The organism is Cellvibrio sp. OA-2007, assembly GCF_000953825.1.
Lineage (GTDB): Bacteria > Pseudomonadota > Gammaproteobacteria > Pseudomonadales > Cellvibrionaceae > Cellvibrio.
The window spans coordinates 48,157-70,805 of record NZ_BBUL01000079.1 but is presented as its reverse complement, the minus strand read 5'-3'; the positions used below and the strand labels follow the sequence as shown (position 1 = coordinate 70,805).

General features: G+C 45.8%; 24 protein-coding genes and 1 pseudogene. 15 read left to right on the top strand and 10 right to left on the bottom strand.

The annotated features are described in order from the left end of the window. The first annotated feature begins 692 nt into the window (after positions 1-692). On the top strand, positions 693-1,421 hold the full coding sequence (locus AWU77_RS05340) for an AHH domain-containing protein (protein ID WP_062060068.1): 729 nt from the start codon (positions 693-695) through the stop codon (positions 1,419-1,421). Between the two features lies 1 nt (position 1,422). Continuing rightward, the gene (locus AWU77_RS05335; RefSeq protein WP_062060066.1) at positions 1,423-1,923 is read left to right on the top strand and encodes a hypothetical protein; all 501 of its coding nucleotides are present in this window, start codon (positions 1,423-1,425) and stop codon (positions 1,921-1,923) included. Positions 1,924-2,133: 210 nt separating this feature from the next. On the opposite strand, the gene AWU77_RS20835 is transcribed toward AWU77_RS05335, so the two are convergent. Further along, positions 2,134-3,303 (bottom strand): IS66 family transposase, encoded by a 1,170-nt coding sequence (locus AWU77_RS20835; RefSeq protein ID WP_062060064.1) that lies wholly within the window; start codon positions 3,301-3,303, stop codon positions 2,134-2,136. 391 nt (positions 3,304-3,694) lie between these two features. Here AWU77_RS20835 and AWU77_RS05320 point away from each other — a divergent pair. From AWU77_RS05320 to AWU77_RS05290, 7 genes and pseudogenes are all read left to right on the top strand, one after another. Beyond that, positions 3,695-6,715: pseudogene (locus AWU77_RS05320) on the top strand (Tn3 family transposase). A 20-nt stretch (positions 6,716-6,735) separates the two neighbouring features. Then, positions 6,736-8,496, top strand: a complete 1,761-nt coding sequence (locus AWU77_RS05315; RefSeq protein WP_062060061.1) for a DotA/TraY family protein — start codon at positions 6,736-6,738, stop codon at positions 8,494-8,496. A 9-nt stretch (positions 8,497-8,505) separates the two neighbouring features. Further along, the gene (locus AWU77_RS05310; protein ID WP_062060060.1) at positions 8,506-8,967 is read left to right on the top strand and encodes a hypothetical protein; all 462 of its coding nucleotides are present in this window, start codon (positions 8,506-8,508) and stop codon (positions 8,965-8,967) included. Then, positions 8,933-9,169, top strand: a complete 237-nt coding sequence (locus tag AWU77_RS05305; RefSeq protein WP_152625281.1) for a hypothetical protein — start codon at positions 8,933-8,935, stop codon at positions 9,167-9,169. Before AWU77_RS05310 ends, AWU77_RS05305 begins: the two co-directional genes overlap by 35 nt. A gap of 83 nt (positions 9,170-9,252) precedes the next feature. Then, positions 9,253-9,609 carry a hypothetical protein gene (locus AWU77_RS05300; protein WP_152625280.1) on the top strand — a complete coding sequence of 119 codons (357 nt, stop codon included), beginning with the start codon at positions 9,253-9,255 and terminating at the stop codon, positions 9,607-9,609. Then, complete coding sequence (locus AWU77_RS05295) at positions 9,610-10,152, top strand: hypothetical protein (protein WP_062060057.1); 543 nt, start codon at positions 9,610-9,612, stop codon at positions 10,150-10,152. After that, positions 10,103-10,396, top strand: a complete 294-nt coding sequence (locus AWU77_RS05290; protein WP_152625279.1) for a hypothetical protein — start codon at positions 10,103-10,105, stop codon at positions 10,394-10,396. The genes AWU77_RS05295 and AWU77_RS05290 overlap by 50 nt, the downstream gene beginning before the upstream one ends. On the opposite strand, the gene AWU77_RS20455 is transcribed toward AWU77_RS05290, so the two are convergent. From AWU77_RS20455 to AWU77_RS05265, 8 genes are all read right to left on the bottom strand, one after another. Then, complete coding sequence (locus AWU77_RS20455) at positions 10,368-10,541, bottom strand: hypothetical protein (protein WP_193747501.1); 174 nt, start codon at positions 10,539-10,541, stop codon at positions 10,368-10,370. The genes AWU77_RS05290 and AWU77_RS20455 overlap by 29 nt on opposite strands. A gap of 8 nt (positions 10,542-10,549) precedes the next feature. After that, on the bottom strand, positions 10,550-10,981 hold the full coding sequence (locus tag AWU77_RS05285; protein ID WP_062060053.1) for a hypothetical protein: 432 nt from the start codon (positions 10,979-10,981) through the stop codon (positions 10,550-10,552). A 14-nt stretch (positions 10,982-10,995) separates the two neighbouring features. After that, complete coding sequence (locus tag AWU77_RS20990; protein WP_152625282.1) at positions 10,996-11,118, bottom strand: type II toxin-antitoxin system RelE/ParE family toxin; 123 nt, start codon at positions 11,116-11,118, stop codon at positions 10,996-10,998. Between the two features lie 64 nt (positions 11,119-11,182). Next, a complete protein-coding gene (locus AWU77_RS05280) occupies positions 11,183-12,055 on the bottom strand; it encodes a hypothetical protein (RefSeq protein WP_062060051.1) in 873 nt (290 codons plus the stop codon). Between the two features lie 22 nt (positions 12,056-12,077). Further along, on the bottom strand, positions 12,078-12,476 hold the full coding sequence (locus AWU77_RS20315) for a hypothetical protein (protein ID WP_152625278.1): 399 nt from the start codon (positions 12,474-12,476) through the stop codon (positions 12,078-12,080). A 112-nt stretch (positions 12,477-12,588) separates the two neighbouring features. Beyond that, complete coding sequence (locus AWU77_RS05275; RefSeq protein ID WP_062060049.1) at positions 12,589-13,146, bottom strand: recombinase family protein; 558 nt, start codon at positions 13,144-13,146, stop codon at positions 12,589-12,591. Between the two features lie 864 nt (positions 13,147-14,010). Continuing rightward, the gene (locus AWU77_RS05270; RefSeq protein ID WP_062060047.1) at positions 14,011-14,295 is read right to left on the bottom strand and encodes an antitoxin VbhA family protein; all 285 of its coding nucleotides are present in this window, start codon (positions 14,293-14,295) and stop codon (positions 14,011-14,013) included. A gap of 196 nt (positions 14,296-14,491) precedes the next feature. Continuing rightward, the gene (locus tag AWU77_RS05265) at positions 14,492-14,785 is read right to left on the bottom strand and encodes a hypothetical protein (RefSeq protein ID WP_152625277.1); all 294 of its coding nucleotides are present in this window, start codon (positions 14,783-14,785) and stop codon (positions 14,492-14,494) included. Between the two features lie 1,126 nt (positions 14,786-15,911). On the opposite strand from AWU77_RS05265, the gene AWU77_RS05260 reads away from it, so the two are divergent. Further along, a complete protein-coding gene (locus AWU77_RS05260; RefSeq protein ID WP_062060043.1) occupies positions 15,912-16,868 on the top strand; it encodes a LysR family transcriptional regulator in 957 nt (318 codons plus the stop codon). A 39-nt stretch (positions 16,869-16,907) separates the two neighbouring features. Here AWU77_RS05260 and AWU77_RS05255 read toward each other — a convergent pair whose 3' ends face one another. Beyond that, positions 16,908-18,062 (bottom strand): FAD-dependent monooxygenase, encoded by a 1,155-nt coding sequence (locus AWU77_RS05255; RefSeq protein WP_084618093.1) that lies wholly within the window; start codon positions 18,060-18,062, stop codon positions 16,908-16,910. Positions 18,063-18,391: 329 nt separating this feature from the next. On the opposite strand from AWU77_RS05255, the gene AWU77_RS05250 reads away from it, so the two are divergent. The 5 genes from AWU77_RS05250 (at position 18,392) to AWU77_RS05230 (ending at position 22,648) form a co-directional block, all read left to right on the top strand. Continuing rightward, complete coding sequence (locus tag AWU77_RS05250) at positions 18,392-18,925, top strand: flavodoxin (RefSeq protein WP_062060039.1); 534 nt, start codon at positions 18,392-18,394, stop codon at positions 18,923-18,925. Continuing rightward, on the top strand, positions 18,916-20,463 hold the full coding sequence (locus tag AWU77_RS05245) for an AMP-binding protein (protein WP_062060037.1): 1,548 nt from the start codon (positions 18,916-18,918) through the stop codon (positions 20,461-20,463). Before AWU77_RS05250 ends, AWU77_RS05245 begins: the two co-directional genes overlap by 10 nt. A gap of 101 nt (positions 20,464-20,564) precedes the next feature. Then, on the top strand, positions 20,565-21,314 hold the full coding sequence (locus AWU77_RS05240; protein WP_193747500.1) for a beta-keto-ACP synthase: 750 nt from the start codon (positions 20,565-20,567) through the stop codon (positions 21,312-21,314). After that, positions 21,301-22,344, top strand: a complete 1,044-nt coding sequence (locus AWU77_RS05235) for a 3-oxoacyl-ACP synthase III family protein (RefSeq protein WP_062060033.1) — start codon at positions 21,301-21,303, stop codon at positions 22,342-22,344. Before AWU77_RS05240 ends, AWU77_RS05235 begins: the two co-directional genes overlap by 14 nt. Positions 22,345-22,387: 43 nt before the next feature. Next, a complete protein-coding gene (locus AWU77_RS05230) occupies positions 22,388-22,648 on the top strand; it encodes an acyl carrier protein (RefSeq protein WP_062060031.1) in 261 nt (86 codons plus the stop codon). Position 22,649: the final 1 nt, after the last annotated feature.

The following is a 22,649-nucleotide window of genomic DNA, read 5'->3' as shown; positions in this document are numbered from 1 at the left end:
CGTTGTACTGGCAGCAAATGTTCGATGATTTTGAATTGTGCTTTTGAAATTTCCATGCACAAATTTTAGCATAATTAGTGTTAACAGGACCTAGTAAACGATACTCCAAGTACGAATATTGCTCAAGGAGACTCTGTCGAGCAAGTGAGGTTATGGGGCCAAGTTCGGCTCAAGTGGTCTTATTAGACCACTGACAGGTCCCAGTGATCAAAGAGCACCATTTTGCTTATGCGACTTCGATTGTGTTCAGAGGCGAATGCTACTATACCTATGATTGTCACCGTTTAAGTTCAGGCATTGCGGCCACCAGTCGGAGCGTAATTGTTAATCGCTCCCCACCAACTCATATCCATCTTAAGTGGACTTGAAGCATTCTGCATGAAGTGGCATAGCAATCTCGGCGTAAACTGGATAATGCATCGCCAGTGTGTAATGACAGAGTGAGGTGAGAGGTTAATACAGGCATATCAAACTCCCTTAATATCTTCGATTTGGATTCCGGTTGGCCTTATCGTCTGTATTGATTTAAAAATCGGCTCTCGTAGGAATATCAGGAGCCCTCTTCTTTATTTTGCGTTGTACTATTTCGCAGAATTGATCTTGCAATCCTGCTAACGTCGCAACAATCAATATTTTCAAGTACATATGCTCATCACGAGATGCGTGAAGCAGTTTTTAATGGGATGGATTAAATGAATCAAGAATTTCTACATGGAGCTAGCGCAGTTGCCCGGTATGACGAGATGAGTCCTTTGGATCGTGCAATAGAGACCTACACCAATAAGGCAAAGAAATACTATTCAGCTTTGAATAGAGCTGAAAATGCGCCAAAGGATGTCCGTGAGGCCCGTAAAAAGGAATTGGAATCAATTAAGAAGCATTTGGAAAATGAGCGCAGATTGATGGAAACAATTGTTGATGTGCGGGCGAGGCTTGAGATTTATCGTGAAACTGGTCGTAATACGGTACGCCAGGTTGGCGAGTCAAGAATCGCAGCTGCGGATAGGCGTAATACGTTACTTGCAGAGGAGCACCACCCCACTAAAGTGTTGGAAGAGTTTATGAGGGCGGTGCCTATGCCAAAGCCAAGTCCTAACCATACGGCTCACCATATTGTTCCTGGCAAGGGGCGAACAGTTCACTCGGCACGAGCCAGATCAAGAATTCATCTCTTTGGAATTCGAATTAACGACCCTGACAACGGTGTATGGTTGCCATCTGCCTCAAAATACACACCTCATTGGTCGATGCCTGAGGCGTTAGGGCACAAGCAGTACCATACCGAAGGTTATGAAAAATGGGTTTCTATGCGTTTGAGAAATCAATCTTCAGAGGCTTTTATACGGCAAGAATTAAGGATAGTTGCTTTGATTTTAGAGCAGAATAAGCTGCCCTCTGAAGCCAGAGTCAAGAGCAAATAATATGACAATATTTAAGATTGATAATGACGATTTTCGTTTCCAAGAGTTGGACTTATTTATTGATGATTTTATCGATGCTTTTCCGGAGGATATTAGTGATATTGATATCCATGATTTTAGCAGAAACAATATGGCATTAGCGCCGCACTGGCCTTCTATGGTTACCGGGTTTTCCGTTATTGAGGGTAGGGAGAATTTAATACCAGATATAGCGGTATGGATTGATGCTACTTTGCTCTTATCACCTAAAGCTTACCGATTGCTGGGTGATCTACTGTCACCTTGCGGTGAATTTTTGCCAATACATATTGAAGATGAGACTTATCAAATATTTAATTGTTTGGCTGTTGAAGATATTAAAAATGCTTCTCAAAGCAAGGCGGCCTTCAAGCCGTCAAGAGTGTCGGATGAAATCAATATTGCCACGTACTGTACAGACCGTCTGAGGGACGCTGTTCAGTCTTTCGAATTGCAGGGGATTGTTTTTGAAAGCGTCAATTGATTTTGACGATCGAGTGTATTGTGGGGCAGCATTGACCCGTCAGTTTTTCTTCAAACGTTGTCCTATAAAAGCGAAAATTATTTGGAAACTTTTGGCGCTGATATCCAACTAGCTATAGTCTAAAAAATCACTTGCGCAAAATCACACACTACCCAATCCAATCAGTTCAATATTTGCTGGAGAGAAGTTTCTCAATTGCATAGTAAGCGTCTAATCATGCACACCCAATTTCACCATCCAGGGCATCAGGTTCTCAAGGTAATCCCCTGAATCGCGCTTTGGGATTTCCGTTAGCAGAAGTTCAACATACTTCACCGGATTCAATCCGTTCGCTTTAGCCGTTTCGATAACTGAATATAAAATTGCACTGGCTTTTGCACCGCTGGCGGTGTTGCTGAAGAGCCAATTTTTTCGGCCAATCACAAAGGGCTTTATGGCGCGCTCCGCACGATTATTGTCGATACTGAGCTGACCGTGCTGCGTGTAAGTGATTAGTTTTTCCCATTGCCGCAAGGTGTAAGCGACCGCCATACCCAAAGCTGTTTTAGGGGGAATCTGCTGTGCAGATTTATCAAGCCATACTTTAAATTCATCGAGCAACGGCACGGCGTATTGTTGTCGCAGCGTGTATTTCTCTTCAGCCGTTTTGCCTACAAGCTGCGCTTCGATGCGATACAGTTTTTGAATGTGTGCCACGGCCCAATCGGCGCGACCGACTTTGCCCTTAACTTGTACCTTTTGCGCTTCAACAAATTTTCGACGTACATGCGCCATGCAACCCGCAAGTGTTGCGCCGATACTTTCATAAGCCGCATAGCCATCAACTTGCAAATAACCGGCATAGCCCTTTAAGTATTCTTTCGGGCACGCCGCCGCGCGACTAGGTTGATAGTCGTAAATCACGATGTTTTTAAGAGTGCTATTCGGATCAGGGGAATCGCCTCCACTACAGTAGACCCACATGTAACTTTTCTGGTTGTCATCGGCAATAACAACAACCGGGGTTTCATCAGCGTGCAGTACCTGCTGCGCCAGTTGTTGATAATCATTGTTAGCTTTTTTTAAAGCTAACTTATTAATCGACTCATCAGCCTTTCTAGCATCGCTGTTAAAAAGTGTTGACGTGGATAGGTGTCTTTCAATATTAGATTTTCTATTATTACAAGAAACGCAACAACGGAATAAGAAATTAAAATCGGTAGAGCTGAAGTATTCATTTGGAACAAATTCGCGAGCTATTAAATGCTCTTTATTAGACTCTACGCCTGAGTTAACGCCAATATAATTTCCGCAGTATAAGCAGTACTGATTCGAGCGCTCAAGACTTCTGTTAAACCATACAACCGGTTGATTATCTTTGTAATTAAAGATTTTAGTCATAAGTTTTCGATAAATTGAGAAATTATAAAAAGAAGAGAAAGTTGGGCCACAAGAAAATTAAACTTCCGCTTCGGGCACGTTCACGACCATCAATCGTTCGCGGGTCGTAAACTCACAAGGATCCTATAGTTAATTTAAGGCCCTACAAAACTATTATTTCTTGTTGCGCCACTCCCATGGAGCCATTATTTGATCTTGTCTCAAGGACCACAGCCCAAGCTGCTTTGACTCCGCATTTTTTTGGAGTACAAAATAGTGTTGGGGTTCCGGGGATTTCCCCGCCATAGATTGCAATTCGCCCTGTAGGCCCCGCCATTCCTAGCCTGTAGAAGGCTATTGGTTTGTATCTGCCTTGATTAGCGGTATCCTTCTTGACTTTTCGGGTCAAGATATGAGCAAAGGTAAGCGCCTCTCGATACTGGCAGAGGCAGAAATTGAAGAATTGTATTCGCCTCCTGTGTTCTCCGAATCCGATCAACGGTTTTTCTTTGCTCTTAACGACCGAGAACTTGAGGTAGTCAACCGGATTCGAGACCGTAAGCATCGAGTGGTTGCCATCGCTTTACTGGGATATTTCAAATCTAAGCCCATCCTGCTAATTCCCAGCTTCAAATCCATGCAGGCCGACCTATCATTCATTTCTGAGCTCTATTTTAAGGACCTGAAATACCGTCGATTTAGCCTGAAAGCGGACCAGAAATCCCGATTATACGAACGTGTACTGGTGTTACTTGGGATTTCTGATTGGAATGATATTGAACATCAGGCAGGGCTGGTTACCTATCTACGTGAAAAGGCAAATAGCTGGGCTGCACCACGAGCTCTTTTTGATGCGGCGATCGAATACCTAGCCCACAACAAAATCGCCATTCCTGCCTACAGCACACTACAGAAGATCATCAGCCAGGTGCTGGTACAGCATCAGAAAGCGCTACATGAGCAAGTTAAGTCCGCTTGCACTCAAGGCCTGAAAGATATGATCACTGAGCTGCTATCCGGCGAGCATACTTTTACCTTACAGCACTTGCGCCAGAGTGCTCGCAATTTTACCGGTACTGAACTGGATAAAGAGCTTCAGGTCTATCAACACCTTCAGCCATGGATGGATGAGATTGCACAAGTACAGGAACGTCTTGGGCTATCGCAGATGAACCAGCACTATTATGCCGGGCGCGTGGATTACTACGGAGCCAAACTCAAACGGCAAACAGGTCTCAATCAGCAGTTGTACCTCCTGAGCTACCTGCAAAACCGTCATCAACAGTGCTTGGAAAGGATCGCCGATGGCTTTATCCATCATGTGCGGCAAGTCAAAGCCCGCGCCAAAGCGATGGCAAAAGAGCAGGTTTATCAGGATTGGCAGAAAGCGGCTCGTAACGTTGGCAAGGCCGCAGATGTGCTGGAGCTGTTTTTGGATGAAGAGATTGCGCCAGATACTCACTTCCAGTCCGTTCAAGAACTAGCGTTCAAGGTTCTGAATGCCAAAGACCTCAGCTCTGTCTGTCACTACTTGAGCAATCAAAAACAGTCTGCTGACGAGGCCTATTGGCAGCACCTGGACGCAGAGTCCACGCTACGCACTGGCTTGCTACGATCATTGTTCTGCTGTTTACGCATTGAAGGTGCGGATCAAACACAACGACTGGCGAGAGCGCTAGATCAAGCCCGGTTGGATCTGTTGGCTCATCAGGAGCTCAGTGATGCCAGCCTGGATCGGCGCTTGCCACAAAAACACATGCGCCCACTTTTACTGAATACAGATGGTGGCCTCAACAAAGCCCGCTACGAATGGTACCTCTATCTGCAGGTTCCCGATCGATTGCAAGGTCAGCTGTTGATGCCAGACGTCATTAAATACCGGGCTTTGGATGCGGATCTGCTTAAGACCCAACGCTGGAAACAAGACAAGCAGCGCCTGTTGGATTCCACCGCACAGGAGAAGTTGATGGCCGATCCGACACAACTCATCCCTAGCATGGCCACCGAGCTGAATCTGCGCCTGCACGAGGTCAGCCACTATCTAGAAAAGACCGACAACCGCGACATCATCCTAAGAAATAAAGGTGGCAAGCGCTACTGGCGACTGCCTACGGCGAGTAAAAAGCACTTAGTTAATAATCCGTTCTTTGGACAGATGCATTCGGTAGACATCGCCGATGTGCTGCGTGTTGTCGATCGGGACACCGGATTTATTGATGACTTTGAACATGTCTTGGGGATGAGTTCCAAAAGTCGGCTGTTCGAAGTGGACTTACTGGCGATCCTTATTGCCAATGCCACCAACTAGGGCATCTATGGTATTGCAGAGATCTCTGATCGCAGCTATGAGCAGTTGCGCACCATCCAAGCCAATTATCTGCGATTGGAAACCCTGAATAACGCTAACGACCGCATCAATAACGCGACGGCTAAATTACCGATATTTAAACACTACTACATCCAGGAAGGCATCGTACATGTCAGTGCCGACGGTCAGAAATTCGAAGCCAAACGAGAAACATTCCGCACCCGGTACTCCTCTAAATACTTCGGTACGGCCAAGGGGCTCTCGAACGTGAGCCTCAATGCCCATCATATGGGGATTAACAACCGGATAATTGGCTCGAACGAGCATGAAAGCCATTACCTCTTTGACCTGCTGATGAACAACAGTACGGAAATAATCCCGGACGTTGTGTCGACTGACACCCATGGGGTCAACCACGTTAACTTTGCACTGCTGGACTTGTTTGGCTACCACTTTGCGCCTCGTTACGCCAAGGTGGGTACCGTGATCGAGAAGATGTTTAATGTCACCACCGACAAAGACGACCGCGTCCAGCTGAGTCTGAAAAAACCCATTAACACCAAACGCATCATGGATCACTGGGATACCATCCAACGCATCTCGGTATCCCTAGCGCAGCGCAAAACGGATCAAGCTACTCTGGTGCGAAAGCTATCTGCTTATAAAAGTAACCACCCCTTACTTGAAGCGTTTACCGAATACAACCGCCTCGTAAAAGCACGATATCTACTGAGCTACATCGATGACCCTGAACTGCGCAGCCACGTGCAAAAGGCCTTGAACCGCGGTGAAGCCTACCACCAGCTGCGCCGAGCGATCAGTCAGGTCAATGGCGATCGGTTCCGCGGCAACAGCGATGAGGAGATAGAGCTGTGGAATGAATGCGCAAGACTAATGGCCAACGCCATCATCTACTTCAACTCGAAGGTGCTGAGCAACCTGTTGCAAAGCTTTGAGCATCACGGTAAAGATAAACTGGCGGAAGCCATCAAGCGTGCTTCACCGGTAGCCTGGCAAAGCATAAATCTGAAGGGAAAATACTTGTTCGGTCAGACAGGTGAAGCACCGGATATTGAGTATCTGATGGCATCGATCTTGGAGTATGTACCGCTTTCTGAAAAGTAATGCACCTCTACAGGTTAGGAATGACGAGGCCTACAGGGCGAATTGCAATCTATGGCGGGGAAATCCCCGGAACCCCAGCTTGGGACAACACGTTAGATACAATCAATGGTACTGCTGGCATTTTTGATATTGCCACGCTTAAAGCCAATCGTGTAGCAATGCAAACTGTACGTATCGCAGCGCTCGAAGAAAAACAACAAGCACTCGTTCAAATGATGACTGAGTTAGATGCATGGGTTAACACCTGGCCTGCCTCGATCAACGAGGCAGGGTGGGATTTAGTTGAAAGTAATCGTTTTAATCAGATCGTGAACGCTGCGCAAACCAACATGATGACAGCCCTTTTTTCGATGATGAAAAATGATGAAACGCTCGCAAACATAATGAAAAAATACATGAGCGATGTCACCGGTGATGGATGGATGATGGCAGGCGGCTTTTATCAAAAAATGAGCGGAATTCGCGAAGAATTCAGCAAGATATACAGCGAGCCAGCAGGTGATGTTTCTCCACCAAGCCTAACAGCTTTACCGCATGATGCAGCAGGGCAGTTAGCAAGAAATTCTCTCGATACAATTCATCGAACTGTTGTATCGAAAGCGCTTGCCGGTGTCGATTTTACACCGGCCAAAGGTGCGCCGAGAGCGGCTGACATTGGAGCACTTTTGCCGTCAAGCCTAGATGATTTAAGTATTGACGCCCTCGGGTCGCGCGGTGACAGTTATTTTTCTTCGATGATTAGCTGGACAATGCAATCTACCACGGAGGCGTTAATCGGAAGTGAAGGCGACGTAGACGCAATAGCTCGCATTAAAACGACAGGAGACATTTTGCGAGTAGCAGAATCCAGTATGTTCGCAATAGATAAAGTACTTGATACCGGTATTAACGCACTGCGCGGCGCGGCGGCAGTTGTTGGAAGCGTGCAAATTCTCGGTAACGGCGTTGATTTAAAGCCGGTGGGTGATGTGATCCGCGATTGGGTTCATCACAATATTCTGCCCCAAATAGCACAAATCGGTAGCTGGTGCGGCCTGTTGGCCTTCTATTTTGGGATCTTCCTCCCGAGCCTGCCGTACACCATTTTCATGGTGGCCGTCGTTGGTTGGTTCCTCCAGGTATTGCAATCAATCGTAGCAGCCCCGCTCTGGGCTGTTATGCACATGACCCCGGACAAAACTTTCATTGGCTCACAGAGCCAAGGCTATTTATTGCTACTAACTTTGTTTGTGCGACCGGCGCTAATCGTTCTGGGATTGTTCGCCGCTTTTTCGTTGGCCAATCCGGTTGTTGGTTATCTTGCGAAAGCATTTTTTGCGATGAGAACCGCAAATGTGACAAGCAGTGAAGCCCTTGGTTGGTTTGTTGAGTTTCTGACTTTTAAAGACTGGTTGGTTATGTTTGGTCTGTTACTGCTGCCTATGATTTACCTGATTTTCAGCTTGCCACAAACATTGGTAGACACAGTGCTGGGATGGATTTCTGCCGGTATCCGCCCGATGGGTGAAACTCAAGCAGGTGATGAAATGCGCCGCTCATTCGAGCGCAGCAGCGTTAGCACCGGTGGCGGTGGGTTAGGGCGCACTCGTTCTGCACCCATTCAGTCAAATCCTGCTAATACTATATCGTCCGGTTCCACCGGTGGAGGTGAAACTAATCCTGGTGGCTCAATTGGCCCAAGTGGTGGCGGGGGAGGGGGCGGTGGTCGTTCATCACGCACTAGATCTCGCTCGCTAAGTAGCAACGGGCAAGGAGTTACGCCGAGTAATAACAACGTTTAGGAGGTTTGCATGTATCAGTCAAGAGAAGCATACACAGCCGAGTCAATAGGCCACTCTGTCGGCTTGAAACAAGGCCAAGCACAAGGCTATGAGGCTGGCCATATCGACGGTTGGAATGAAGCGATTGCAGACGCTAAACCGAAGTTTCAACAGCTTGAAAATAAGCTGCGTGAAGCGCGTGAAGATCTATCAATTGCGCGACAAGTTAATAACGACCAATCTTTTGCGTTAAACGCTGCTCAATCGCTTGTGATCGCAGCCATCCAGACCCTGGAAAACGCACCGCAAGAATTCAGAGATAATTTCTGTAATGCATTGCTTGAGTGCTCGAATAAGCACATCAAAACCGGTCATTTACGAAAAATATCTTTGATTGAACTGAGTGAGCAAAATTGCTCACAAAATATCGTCAACACAATAAAACGGTGGTGTGAAGATGCAGCAGCAAGAAGTAATGACCGCGAGTATTAATCCTGGTGTGCTTTTAATTCAAATTGCAGAACAAATCATGCAATCCAAGAAAAAGCCAATTATTAAAAAACGCTTTCCGGCAGTGAAGCCTGTAAAAAATGTTTCTCGATTGTTGGAAATGGAAATTGTTAAAGGCCGTTCATTCGCTACCCTGGAAGAAAAATGGGCATTTGAAGAACAATTGGCGAGAGGTCATAAATAATGGCTTGTTTCTGCCCAGAGTGCGAAGACGGACAACTCTATTACGGCAAGGGGAAATGGCACTGCACAAAGTGTCATTTCCGATTGAAAGCTCCCGAAGATATAAACCTTCTCCGAGAGAAGGCCAATGAAATTCGCTATGAAAAAGGCCAAGAGCGACTTGATAAAATGAGGAACCAGGAGCGCGAATCATTGGTAAAAGCCCACAGGAATAAAAGTCGTTGCAGTTACGCTGTCGGCTTCATCTGCTTACTTGTTGCTGCCTTCGGTTGGGCGCAAGGGCAGGGCGGCCAAATCGTACTTCAATGGTTAGCAGTGGGCGCTATGCTCTGCGTGTTTGGATTCAAATGGGCATTCAGGAGCTGGCAAATTGAAACAGGTATCGTATTCGTTCCCGGAGCCTTCCTTCGATTTTTCCACCATGAGAAGTGGCTGCGCTAAATGCACTTTAAAATTAATAGATACAAAAATAAAACCTTGGGCGGAGTGGTCTGCGAAGGTAACTCTGTCCAATGTTATCGTGAGAAGTCGGACGGTAAAGGGTTGGTAATGGTCGCCTCCTTTAATCGCTTTGATGCTGAGCTCCCCGCAGAAGTTGCGGCACTATTTACCCCGGACGAAATACAGCAGTGGTCAAAATGGAAGCGCAAGCATGATATGAAACTGCGCCGCCAGCAGTTGCAAACCGCTCTGGATAGCGTCAGCAGCACGATAGACCTCGCAGTCAAGGCCATAGGGGAAGGATTGGAGCCAGCAGATCCAGAAGCAATTTGGAAGTCACTAGACGGCATGTTCAAAGCGCTGGAGAAGGCAGGGCATAGCCGCCCAGAGAAGCCTCGCGGGAGGCCGCCGATTGAAGCTGACGATCAATGCCAGGAAGAGGATTCGTTCATCTTGCTGCTGCCAAACTTTATGCCGCCGGGGACGGAGCTGCATGCTCAATACCAAGCCTTACTTGATGCCCGAAAAAATGACCAGGGATAAAACTGTATTGATCACCGCTGAAAATGGGGAGCTAATAGCTCACTTGACGGATGGACGCATGCTTAAACATAGCGATGCAATTACCTTGGCCAATATGTTGCTGGAAGAAGGGGTAACTATCGAGGATATATCTATTCCAGACTGGAGAGATGAGCGGGGTATGGGTATCGGTCAAAGAATTGCGATTTCATCCACGCTCATTAAAGCTACTCGAATTAAACTGACGCAAAACCATCGTCAGTAATTTTATCTATAATCGCAAGGGCTTCATCTACATCCGCAGAGGAATCGCCTCTCTCCTCAATATAGGCTTTTGCTTGTTTTAGAGCAGTACCAATCACAAGTAACTCGTGTACACCATCCGCATTTTCTGCTCGAATATTACTCATAATTTACCTCAATAAGTAGTATCTGCAATTGCACCAATAGTTGTGCAAAATTGATTAACAACAGCCTCGACAGGCGAGTCCAATCCCCCAGAAATGGTATAAGTCATTGATACATTCACACCGCCATTTGCCTCATCAACCAGGACATTCAGCGGGGCTGTTTTTCCTTGGCCGTAGGTAACAACTTGGGAAGCACTAATGACGCCCATGCTTTCATTGGTGCTGTTAATTTGCCAGCCAACACTTGCCAAATCGCGGCCAGCTGCATTGATCGCATCAGCCTTGGATACATTTGGAACAAAAGCCGCTGTCTTGAATGTGCGACCACTTTCAAACGTACCATCGACCGTGAAATTATCTGCGCAGTCTCTTGGGCTTGCTGTTGCAAATGATGGTACTGCTAGGGATAAAATTAATATTGTTATCAAGTTACTTTTCATATAAAACCTACGGTTTAATAAATATTGCCTCGCCAATCGGCTTCTAGAACCCAAACAACAAGTTCTGAATCAATCACCTCGTAGACCACCCTAAAATCACCAATCCGGTAACGGTAGCGATTAGAAAATCCCTGCATCGTTTTAATCGTTGTGGCTGTCCCTAGGCAACATTTTTTGATCACCAGCCCTTCCTAATCAAATTTAATTATTCATCGAATCTAACTTGTTCGCAATTATCAGAAGCTCCTCCTTCGTGGTATTGTCACCATAATGATAGAGAGTATAAGAATGCTCTTTTCCATTCCAAGTTAATAATGAAAGGGCTTTATTTGAAGGAGATTTTCTTATTGAGTACATTGCTTCTTTGTCAGAAACACTGCTGTTAACGAACTCTTTTACTAAAGAGTTGTGTCCATTTTGCAATGTTGATTCCTCAATGATTAAGACACCATTTGAATCCATTTTTCTGAACAGGCGCCGTACCGAGTTTGCTGGTAGGCTATTGTCTGGGTTGTGCGTGACGCTATCATATGCATAACCCTCATAACGATAAGTTTCATGTATATCATCTTGGATTTTTGAAGGTTCAAAGCTCAAATTTTTTATGACTGACTGACCTTCCATCAAATTATTTTCGATATCCGTTATGTTGGCTATATCTTCTTCGCTTGCGGATTCGTATCCTTTTTCTCTGACTTCACTGAGAGACGCTTTTAACATTGGTTGCAATGCCTCGGGCATCTCATTTATCGATATGGCTTGATTTTTTACGAGTGACCGTTCGCCTCCACCAGAATAACCTGCACTTAAAGCAGACTGAATTTTAAATTCTTCGCTTTGAAATTCATCGATAGCTTCTTGTGGTGGAGTGTTATCCGATACTTCGTGTATATCCGGTGGAAATGAAGTGGGCGCACTGATCACGCCCAACTGTGGATGCTGAATCCTGTTTTCTTTAGAGAACTCCATTTGTTTTTGCTCAGAGGAAAAAATCAAGAGATTTTTTCGCTCTGAAAAAAAATAAAATGTAATTCCTGCGCAGATCAGCGAAAATGCAATAATATATTTTTTCATACTTAGAGAACAGCTAGTAATACTACCAGTTGTTCACACCCCACGTAAGTAAATTGCATGAGGTGACATACCGTGAACGTTGCTCATTTCTTCTCGTGATTCGGTTATATCTATAGTGATAACCGTAAACACCGCTGTAATAATAATTGCTGATATAATTGAGGACTTGACCAGCATACGATCGCCAAGTTAACTGCCAGCCTCCCGATGTAAATTTAACCCACTCATATCTGCCTGCACCTCTTTTGGCAAGTTGCATTGATTCAGTGTAAAACATTTCACCTCTTTGAGACCAATCCATTGAAATAGATTCTTTAGCCCCTGCTGCTGGGCAGTCACGGCTAACATAACCAATCGAATAAGCTTGGCTTGATAAAACGCTTACTAAAATTACTAATATAGTTTTGTAGACTCTTTGCATTTATTAATTCCTTTAAGCATTGTTAGAACTAAGTTTTTAGTGCAAAAAAATTCTAGCTGAGAATTAAATGGAAAAACACCTAGTTCGCGGTAATTCGATCACAGTTAGCGGATTATGTGGCACGCAAATACTTGTAGATGGTCGCCCTGGATACACTATATCGCTTGGCAATCTCTGTTACCTCAATATCGGGATCTTTCAAAAGCTGCCTAATCTCCTTAACCGCTTTCTCGGTTAAGGCTGGCTTTCTGCCGCCTTTACGACCGCGCGCCCTTGCTGCCTCTAACCCCGCCTTGGTTCGTTCCCGGATCAGGTTACGCTCAAACTCTGCCAAGGCTGCGAATACATGGAACACCAGCTTACCCGCTGCACTGCTGGTTTCGATTTTTTCCGTGATGCTTTGGAACCCAACCCCGTCCGCTTCCAGCTCGCCTATGATGCTCACCAGGTCAGGTAGTGATCTCCCAAGCCTATCCAACCGCCACACAACCAACGTATCGCCTGATCGCAGCGCTTTGCGGCACTGAGCCAGTTCTACCCTGGTAGCATTTTTCCCGCTGGCCGTTTCTTCATAAATAACCTGGCAACCGGCCTTCTGTAGTGCGTCCCGCTGCAAGTCCAGATTCTGGTCATCCGTGGAGACACGCGCATACCCTATTAACTTTGACATACGTTTTTAATACATAGATTGATAGACGGGTATTTATACACCAAGCGAATGGATTTGTGTTGTTTTAACCAGGAGAAATAGACTGTCTTAAAAACCACCGTTTTATATACACCATAGTAGTGGCTACACATTTAGGAAGTAGCCTTTGTCGTTTCCCCCGGTTACGCCCCTCAAGTGTCTATATATGTAGAGCTTCTTACTCGTAACCAGTGGAACGATAGGCCGCCGGTGTAGTGGCCACAACTTTAAATAGTCGTTCTCCTGGTTACGCCCCTCAAATGTCAACAAAGCCCGCCGTGTTTCAAGGTCGCAAGAAAAATCAGCAGCTTAGTCCTGATATGTGGAGGAATTCTTACCTGTAACCGGTAGAACGATAGCGCGCCGGTGTAGTGGCTATAACTTTAGGTCGGTGTAACCAGGAGAACGGAAAAAGGTAGGGGTTTGACTTAGAGTAAGAATTCCTCCACATATCAGAAAATATAACATACTGATTTGTATAGATTTTTATTTGCAGCAAGGAATTACTCCACATATCCGTCGTTCTAACGGTTACGGGATAAGTAGTGGTTATGGCTTTAAATCGCGGTTAAAACGCGCAGATGGTGACACTTGAGGGGCAGGCGTATTTTCGCGTCCGCGAAACTGGCAAGGTGTTGCAACGGATATGTGGAGAGATTTCTTGTTGTAACCGGAAGAACGATAAGAGGCGCGGCAGTGTGACATTTCCGCTCTAATTGCGTGGTGCGAGGGACTGACGCAAGGCTATTTTAACGATTTTACAGGTAGTGGCTATACCTTTACGTTGGGCATATATGGAGGAATTTCTTGTTTATCGTTCCTCCGGTTACAGCCCCTCAAGTGTCATCATCGAGGGTTAGTTTCGCTTGCGAAACTGACAAAGGCCGGAAGCTCCAAAGGTTCGTTTGAGTCTATAAAAATAGGGTTTTTTGTGATTCTTGCCAGCGCAATTTGCGTGGCTTGTTCGGCAGTTACTTTGCCCTGGACGTAGGCTTCTGTCAGTTCATGGAACCACTGGGGCGCATCATCTGGATCAAACCCTTCCAACCGGTGAATGGCGTCCACCTGCTCCACAATCTCGCGCCGGGCAAGCTCAGTTTCGCTTGCGAAACTCTCATTTACAGTTCCCATCAAAGTGCCTTCTTGTTGATCATTTTTGAGTAATGGACTATATTATGATCTGTAACACGAATTGTTTTAAACCGGATGCGACAGACTTGTTGGTAACAACATGACATCCCACCACCCGAAAGGGTCAGCCAGTGGCGGTAAGGGTGATCTGGAACAAGCTACTGCTTGTCGTAAGGGCTCCTTCGGGAGCCCTTTGTTATTTTGGGGTAGGCAATTTCTTGTTTTGCGCAACACTCAGAACGATAGAGGCAAAGTTCACCCGTTTTTTAGCATCGTAAGTATTAGCATCAACACGGTATGCGCTCGCAATGTGTAACCTGAATTTCTTTGCAAAACGGTAAATTGCAAAAGCCACTTTGTAATGCACCACAACCTCCCCTTGGATTACTTCGCAAAAAGCATAGTTGTTGTATCCCGCATAATACGTCTTGGTTTCCATCAATCCTGGAAGCAATGATGGCAATCTCTTGGAAAGTTCGTATCGCTCCACATGAAAAGCGCGCACCTCATTGCCAAATGGATATACCCATTTAGGATCGATGTTGCTACCTTTTGAAGCCTTGTTGCCGTGGAATTGCGTAGCAGTCTCTGCGGAATAATATCAACCTAAAAAAAGGGACGTTGCATCCAGCTAGCCCCTTTGCTCCTGCATGGGTAAGCAATCATCCTAATTGCCACGGCATCCTGTGCCTGATCCCTTTTTCTCCATTTAACCGCTTCATCCTGAAGCACAATTTCCTTCACCGCACTCCTGTATCGGCGACATCCTTGTGGTTGCTATTTTAATGATTCACATCGGCGGCAATAGTCGTAAAAAGCGGAAAAATCTGTAGGAAATTGACTATAGTGCGGCGTCAAGGGTGTGGTTGGGGCTTCGCTTACGATTAGGTTGCTATTTAACGCACAATTTTTAACAAGTTTGTAATTGTCCGCATGTTATTTTTTGTCGAATAAATTTACTGGGAGTCGTTAGTTTCTTAAAAAGTGTTTTTTAATTGGTGATCACTGAAATTTTGGTTGGTTTTTGATTGTTTTGTTTGTGACTTTTTCACATATGGCGTTTGGAGTTGCGTGTTGTCGCGTTAGTTTTCATTTTAAGTGTCTCGCTGTCTTGTCATTGAGGTTCTTACTGAGTAGCATGCGACCCAGCCTGGAAAGGTGCAGTATTTGCTGCAAATGATTAAGGATGGGAAAGTAGTTAATGTAAAGGATTGGAGAAGGAACGTGTAACAGAATGCATTTTGTACTCTGTGAGGCACTGCACGCTATTTTTATCGAAGGTGTGCATGCTTGTATTCTCACGATAATCCCCCCTTATTCAACCTCGGTTGACTGCTTTTTGCGAGAATCTCCAAATATTTCTCGTTAATTTTTCCGACTAATTAATTGGCATGCCGCTGTCTTTTTTTGTTTCGCTTTTGTTTTCCAAAAAAATTAGCGCAAGTAGAGAGGTTTTTCTGCAAAAACGTCTTTAATATTTGGCTTTCAGAGAGGTTTGTGTCGATGATTTTTTTTGCGGGTGACCGGATTTGTATTGTTCAGAGCATTGGCTGATGTCTTCGTTTTCCATGATCCAGTTTTAATATTTAATATCAGGTACAGGTGAGTTGATATATATGATTATAAAAAATCTTAACCATATTAAAGCCTTTTTACATGTTATAGATACTGGCTCAATCACGGCCGCGTCTCGACAGTTAAGGAAATCCCAAACTTCTATCAGCAACAGCGTGACTAATCTTGAAATTGATCTAGGTGTCGATTTGCTGTTGCGTGATGGGCATAAAGCCACGCCAACAGAAAGTGGTATAAAATTATTGCCGTATTTTCGTAACTTGCTCGACTATGCCTGTGTCATTGACGATGTCATTAATAGCTTGCAGACCAAGCGACAAAAACTGTCACTCTTTATTGATAATGCTATTCCACCTAGTGTTTGCAATGCGCTCGAACATCTGATACGCAGCGATGAGTTTGAATGTGTTACCGTAAAGCGTGGTTCACCCGCTGATAGTTTTCAAAAACTGAAAGAAGGTGATATTCAGGTAGCTATCACTATTCATGAAGAAGTAAAAACTAAACTGTTTTCCCAATCTGTGCTTGGCTATTGTCGCGGTGTAGCTGTTTGTCATCGCGATCTTGCTTTAGCTAAGGTTGATATTACCTCGATCAATGATTTGGTGCGTTATCGCCAAATCGCTTTGACTTGCTCTGCAGTCGAAGTATCCCCGTCATTTGTGCCAGTAAGTGACGAAGTCTGTTGCGTGGATAATTTTTGCGACATGAAGTCATTGGTTATGAGGGGTTTGGGTTGGGGTATTCTGCCGTCACATATTGTGCAAGCCGAACTGGAGAATGGAACCTTTGTTGATCTGAGCAAGGATTATGAGCAGGGGGGGATTCTCACTAAAATCTATTGCTATTTCAGTGCGCACTTGCTTCAGCATCAATGTTTTCGAAATTTTATCTCAACAGCCAAGCAAACTGTTCAAGATTTGAATGCGCCAAAAAATGCGCCAACACCGTTGTTGCGACGGGAAGCCTCTATTCCATTTTTGAATAGAGCAAGTTAATAGTTCGCACTGGAGCCAGCTCCGCCAATGCAGTTCGCTTCAGAGAAGGTAATCTCTTTTTATTGCAGTTAATTGCTGACTAAATTCATCAGTAAATAATCGTTGTTTATGTTTTAAAATTCGTCGTGGTGTCAGTTGTAGGCCCAGGATTTTGGCTTGTTGTATCCAACTTGTTTGCCAATGAGCAATAGCGCCCGCTGCAAATGATGACTGCATGAGTTTGTTGGTTCGTTTCGCACGCAGCTTGTGAAAATCGTTACTTGGATTATTGCTGTGGCTTTGTAACAAATAACCGAGGATTACCGCATCTTCCAATGCAATTGCAGCGCCTTGGCCCAAGTTTGGTGTCATAGGGTGAGCTGCGTCGCCGATTAGAATGGTAGAAGACTCCATCGGCATATAGACCGGCGCATCGACCAGTGGGTGAAACAAAATGTTCGTAGATGAGTCAATTTTATCTGCCAAATACGAAAACAATTTACCGCCTTGTTGCAAGGATTTTTTAATGTGCTGCCAGTTCTGGGTGGCCGCTAAAACCCCATCAATGTCGGCATTTACCAAATAAATATAAGCTTGTCGTGAATCGGTGGGAATCATGCCAAAACGCAATGCGCCGGCGTGGATTTCATAGGCTTCATTATTGTGCTCAACATCATCAACCAGCATTCGCCAACAATATTGCCCTGTCGAGCGAAACGCGGTGGCTTTGCCTTGCATGTCTTGTCGCAAGCGGGAGTGAATACCATCGGCAGCAATTAACCAGCGGCACCGCACGCGGCGGTTGTTATCTAATTCGAGTTCAATGGTTTTGTCGCTGCATTGTCGCCAGCATTTAATGCTAGTGCCCCAATAGAGATCGGAATCATTGATCTGCTTATGTAATTCATGCAGCAGGCCTGCTCGCGGCATGCCGCGAGCATTGCCTGAAGTGGATAATCGCATGGCATCAGGGTGTTGCACAGAGCCGAGATTAATATGGCTTATGGTTGCGGCGTGCGTTATTTGATGTATATCGATATCGAGGTGCGATAGTGCCAGAATTGCATTTTCCTGCAATAAGATGCCTGCGCCCGCAGCGTCCAAAGTATGGCGTTGATCCAATGTCATAATCGACATGGTGGTTTTTTGTAGCATTTTAGTTAATGCTAATCCCGCAATCCCTGCTCCTTGAATAACTATATCAACACTCTGCAATTATTTTTCTCCGTTGAATAATTTCTGCTATTTTTTTTATGATCTGGTTTGGTTGGTTTTCTGCGATTTGAAAGGTACTTGATGACATAAGAATTTCCAAGCCTTTTTAACCTTAAATCAAATGTGCCGTAAAATATTATTTTCTTAACAAGAACCACAACAAAAACCTGATGAAGTTGAACAGGTTTTTGTATTCGCATCTTGCGGCATATTTTAATAAGCAAACATCAACAGCATTTTCGTAGATAGTCATTCGCTACCTCGATTTTTATTGTTAACCCTAAAATTGAGCACAATTTATTTTTTGTGTCACTTGTAGGGAATGCAGTATGAAAATCGGTTTATTTTATGCCTCAACCTCGGGCAATACTGAGGTGGTAACAGACTATTTGATCGACTCTTTGGGTGAAAGCAATGTCACCCGCCACAACATAGAGCAAGAGGGCTTTATTGGTCACGAACTTTATGATCTGGTGATTTTTGGTGCGCCGACTTGGGATTACGGCCATTTGCAATCGGATTGGGAGGCTTGCTGGGAGGAATTTACAGCGCAGGATTGGCAGGATCGTGCGATTGGTCTGTTTGGGCTTGGTGATCAATACGGCTATCCAGAGTGGTACTTGGATGCCATGGGCACAATTTATGAGTTTCTGGTCTCGAAAGGTGCGCGTGTTATTGGTTTTTGGCCTAATCAGGGATACGAATTTGTCGCCTCAAAAGCCTTAACCTCCGATGGAAAATATTTTGTTGGTTTGGCTTTGGATGAAGAGTCCCAACCGCTGCTAACGCAAGAGCGTGTTCAACAGTGGTGCGTAAATCTGGTGGAAGAATATGTTCAGGTGTTGGAGGAGTCATGCCTCTAAGTAACAACACCAACTTGGCCAGATTATTATTGTGGAATGAAAAACTGGCTGGTGATCTGCCCATTTATGAATTTGGGGGTAAAACGATCACGCGCCAGCAACTGCAGCAGGATGTGTTAAAGAAAGCCGCAGGACTACGTCGCTGGGTGAACCCAGGTGAGCATATTTTATTGTGCTTGAATGACAGTCCATCATTGGTGAGTTTGTTTCTGGCGGCTATAGCTATAGGTGCGGTGCCTGCTGTTGTTAATCCGCGCTGCCGCGATGTCACTTTGCAAGACTTATTGCAACATAACCAAACCAAACTGTTATTTGTTCAGCCAGAACGCGTAAAAAAAATCTGCGTAGAGGGACGCTCGCAGGTATTTTCTGATGCTACTGCTGACCACACTAGTTTTGCAGGTTTTGGGCTGGAAGTTACTGAAGATGAAATTTTATCTTTAGACAATTTTTATTCAGCCAATGCTGATGAACGCTGCTATTTGCAATATACCTCAGGCTCAACCGGCACGCCCAAAGCGGTAATACATACCATCAACACCACCCTCGGCTTTTGTAAAGTTGTGGTTGATCATTGCGCGCAAGTTCTGCCAGGAGTACGCAGCTATTCGGTCGCGCGGATGTTTTTCGGTTATGGCATGGGCAACAGTTTATTCTTTCCGCTCTACGCAGGTTGGCACGCCTTATTACATGCGGAGTGGCCATCAACAGAGCTTGTGCTCGATGTGTTGGCTGATTTTAAACCGGCATTATTTTTTGCTGTTCCCGCACTTTATTCCCAGCTGAAATCCCACAGTGCCGTACTAAAAAATATCACTTTTGCAGTTTCCGCCGGCGCGCCATTGCCTGATACGGAATACCAATTTTGGCGTTCGCAGGGTTTGTTGTTGCGCGATGGTTTGGGTGCAACAGAGATGGGGCACATTTTTCTAGCCCAGCCGCACTCGCTCGATAGTTATAGCTGTGCGGGTTTACCTTTGCCCGGTTATCAGTGCGAGCTGCGTGCTCCGCAAGGGGATGTTCTTGACGGCAGTCACCAAGAAGGCGTGCTTTATGTGCGTGGCCCCAGTATGTCGCCAGGCTACGCGGGTAATGTGGCAGCAACCATCGAGCGATTTACGGGCGGCTGGTATAACACGGGCGACCGTTTTGCGCGCGATGAAAACGGCTTCTACCATTTTCGCGGGCGAGCTGACGATTTATTTAAAGTCAAAGGGCGCTGGGTTACCCCCCAGGCTGTCGAGCAACGATTTTTAGCACAGTTTTCCGATGTCACCGAAGCGGCTCTGGTCGCCAGCCATCCTCACACTGACGAATACCATCCAACCCTGTTCATCGTCTCCGGGAAATTCTCACTGGCCGAGCGTGACACTATGCAGCGCTGGTTAAGAGAAAGTTGTGAAGCGCCAATGGTGCCGCGTTGCATCGCGCAAGTGCAGGCGCTACCGCGCAATGATAATGGCAAGTTATCGCGTCGGGATTTGCAACAGCAAGCCTATGCACTCCTGCAAAAGGAATTAGACGAGGCATTAGTATGAAATTAATTTCAGCTTCTTGCTGTATGCCAGCCAAAACCGGTACGACTCCGGGAAAAGTGTATGGGGTCGCGCGCGCGCGCGCGCCGGAAGGAACAGTTGCAATGGATTATCTTGCTACTGCTGTCGAACGCGCACTTGAGCGCGCAAAATGTTCAGCGGCTGAGTTGGATTTGATTGTAAGCCTGTCGTGGTCTCCAGATCATTTGGTGGCTGACACCCGGATTATGGGGCCTCGAATTGGCCACCCTCTGCAGAAAAAAATTGGTGCGAGCAACGCCTTCGTTTTTGATTTGATGGATGCCAGCCTCGCCAAAGCACTTTATGTCGTCAACCAATTTGCCATCAGTCAAGCTGTGCAGCGCATATTGGTTGTGCGTGCGGATATAGGGCAGGGGTTGAATTCGGATCCACAATCGGGCTTTGCAATTCCAGATGGTGCTTTCGCGCTTTTATTGGAACCGGATGCTCAGCAACAATTCTCCAGCATTGATATTGGTGCTGGTTTTCAACCGCTGCGAGTTGATTTGAATACACAAATTTTCAGCGCTGCAGATGCAAAAGGCACTCTGTGCTTCCCACATCAATCCGAGCTGGACGAGGCTATTTGTCACGCTGTTGAAGCACTCAACAAACCTTTTGGTTTTGCGCTGGACAATGTCTTGCACGAATGCTGGCTTTCCCATGAAACCGGTCGTCCCCATTGCTTGGGTCCATTCGATTTGGCCTTTCAATTGGAAATGTGCATGGAGTTCAAATGTGAACCGATCCTTGCAACCAGCTTCGATCCTTTTAATTTGAGAGTGGAAGGCGTCACTCTTGCCATTGCGGGAGGCTCGTATGACGGGTGTTAAAATTTCTGCGCTGACGGTGGAGTTACCTTCAGTTTCGTTCGCTAATGATGATCCCATTTTTAATCAGTTGCCCGAAACCTCTGGGCGATGGTGGAAGTTTTGGGGTATCAAGCAGCGGGGATTTTTTAGCCCTGAAGCGGGAGAGAACGAATATCAAGCTGCGCTCAAGGCCTCGTCACGTATTTTGCAGAGTACCGGTTGCGCGCCGGAAGAAGTTGATCTGCTTATTTGCGCTGCTTCTTGCCCAATTATGACCGACGGCCCGGGGGCTTTGGCGCAACGAGCGCGGCTTTACCCGCGTCTTAGTACACCATTACAGCAGGAGCTGGGTTTAACCAATGCGCTCTGTTGGGATGTGCAAATGGAATGCGCCAGTTTCCTGCTCGCATTGGCGCAGGCAGCCGCATTTATTCGACAGGGCAAAGCCAGAAATGCGTTGGTGATATGCAGTGAATATATTTCCAATATGTTGGACTTTACCGCGCGCAGTGCCACCATTTTCGCGGATGGATGTGCCTGTGCTCTGGTCACCGCAGATGCAACTGGTCGTTCAGATTTGCTTGCCAGTGCCCATCACAGTAACGCCGATTTTTACGAAATTGCCACAGGTTGCTGGCGTGCTCCGGAGCTGGCAACGGACGATGCACGACATAAATTGTATTTCTCATTACTGGAAGAAGGGCAAGCGCAAATGCAAACCTTCGTTCCCCATCAAGTTCCTCTTGCGATTGAGCGCGCGTTAAAGAAAGCGCATTTGCGTAGCGAGGAAATTGACTTTTTTGTGTTTCATCAACCTTCACCCTTTTTGGTCCACGCATGGGCTAGTGGTGTCGATTGTCCGGAACATAAAACCCTGCTGACGATGGATCAGCATGGGGTCATGGTGTCTGTGTCTATTCCCTTCACATTGTATAGCGCCTTAAGCAAAGGGCTGGTTAAACCTGGCCAGCGGATTGTGCTTGCTGGCGCAGCAACGGGCTGGGGATTTGCCGCACAGGTTTGGCAAATGGATGAAGTGGTGTTGTGTTGAAACCGCTTTTTAACTGATGAAGTAAATTTAAAGGAATCGCATTATGCAAGTACAAGAGCTCTATAACCTGATTCAGGAATTAATTATTGAAGCGGCCGAACTGGATCCGATGGATATTGCACCGGAACAGGATTTGATTGAACTGGGTCTGGACAGTCTGGCAGGTTTGGAAGTTACCGTTAACCTCGAAAAACAATTCAAGGTTAAGGTGCCCGCAACCCGCTATGAAGAAATGACCAGTATCAAGGCCATTGCTGACATAGTTCAGGAATTGCTTGAAGCGAAAGAAGCAGTGCCAGCCTAAT

What these genes read in the sequence shown, in the direction of transcription:
- AWU77_RS05340 (WP_062060068.1), top strand. Translation starts at nt 693, where the DNA reads ATGAATCAAGAATTTCTACATGGAGCTAGCGCAGTTGCCCGGTATGAC.
- AWU77_RS05335 (WP_062060066.1), top strand. Translation starts at nt 1,423, where the DNA reads ATGACAATATTTAAGATTGATAATGACGATTTTCGTTTCCAAGAGTTG.
- AWU77_RS20835 (WP_062060064.1), bottom strand. Translation starts at nt 3,303, where the DNA reads ATGACTAAAATCTTTAATTACAAAGATAATCAACCGGTTGTATGGTTT.
- AWU77_RS05315 (WP_062060061.1), top strand. Translation starts at nt 6,736, where the DNA reads ATGACGAGGCCTACAGGGCGAATTGCAATCTATGGCGGGGAAATCCCC.
- AWU77_RS05310 (WP_062060060.1), top strand. Translation starts at nt 8,506, where the DNA reads ATGTATCAGTCAAGAGAAGCATACACAGCCGAGTCAATAGGCCACTCT.
- AWU77_RS05305 (WP_152625281.1), top strand. Translation starts at nt 8,933, where the DNA reads ATGCAGCAGCAAGAAGTAATGACCGCGAGTATTAATCCTGGTGTGCTT.
- AWU77_RS05295 (WP_062060057.1), top strand. Translation starts at nt 9,610, where the DNA reads ATGCACTTTAAAATTAATAGATACAAAAATAAAACCTTGGGCGGAGTG.
- AWU77_RS05290 (WP_152625279.1), top strand. Translation starts at nt 10,103, where the DNA reads ATGCTCAATACCAAGCCTTACTTGATGCCCGAAAAAATGACCAGGGAT.
- AWU77_RS20455 (WP_193747501.1), bottom strand. Translation starts at nt 10,541, where the DNA reads ATGAGTAATATTCGAGCAGAAAATGCGGATGGTGTACACGAGTTACTT.
- AWU77_RS05285 (WP_062060053.1), bottom strand. Translation starts at nt 10,981, where the DNA reads ATGAAAAGTAACTTGATAACAATATTAATTTTATCCCTAGCAGTACCA.
- AWU77_RS20990 (WP_152625282.1), bottom strand. Translation starts at nt 11,118, where the DNA reads ATGCAGGGATTTTCTAATCGCTACCGTTACCGGATTGGTGATTTTAGG.
- AWU77_RS05280 (WP_062060051.1), bottom strand. Translation starts at nt 12,055, where the DNA reads ATGAAAAAATATATTATTGCATTTTCGCTGATCTGCGCAGGAATTACA.
- AWU77_RS20315 (WP_152625278.1), bottom strand. Translation starts at nt 12,476, where the DNA reads ATGCAAAGAGTCTACAAAACTATATTAGTAATTTTAGTAAGCGTTTTA.
- AWU77_RS05275 (WP_062060049.1), bottom strand. Translation starts at nt 13,146, where the DNA reads ATGTCAAAGTTAATAGGGTATGCGCGTGTCTCCACGGATGACCAGAAT.
- AWU77_RS05270 (WP_062060047.1), bottom strand. Translation starts at nt 14,295, where the DNA reads ATGGGAACTGTAAATGAGAGTTTCGCAAGCGAAACTGAGCTTGCCCGG.
- AWU77_RS05260 (WP_062060043.1), top strand. Translation starts at nt 15,912, where the DNA reads ATGATTATAAAAAATCTTAACCATATTAAAGCCTTTTTACATGTTATA.
- AWU77_RS05250 (WP_062060039.1), top strand. Translation starts at nt 18,392, where the DNA reads ATGAAAATCGGTTTATTTTATGCCTCAACCTCGGGCAATACTGAGGTG.
- AWU77_RS05245 (WP_062060037.1), top strand. Translation starts at nt 18,916, where the DNA reads ATGCCTCTAAGTAACAACACCAACTTGGCCAGATTATTATTGTGGAAT.
- AWU77_RS05240 (WP_193747500.1), top strand. Translation starts at nt 20,565, where the DNA reads ATGGATTATCTTGCTACTGCTGTCGAACGCGCACTTGAGCGCGCAAAA.
- AWU77_RS05235 (WP_062060033.1), top strand. Translation starts at nt 21,301, where the DNA reads ATGACGGGTGTTAAAATTTCTGCGCTGACGGTGGAGTTACCTTCAGTT.
- AWU77_RS05230 (WP_062060031.1), top strand. Translation starts at nt 22,388, where the DNA reads ATGCAAGTACAAGAGCTCTATAACCTGATTCAGGAATTAATTATTGAA.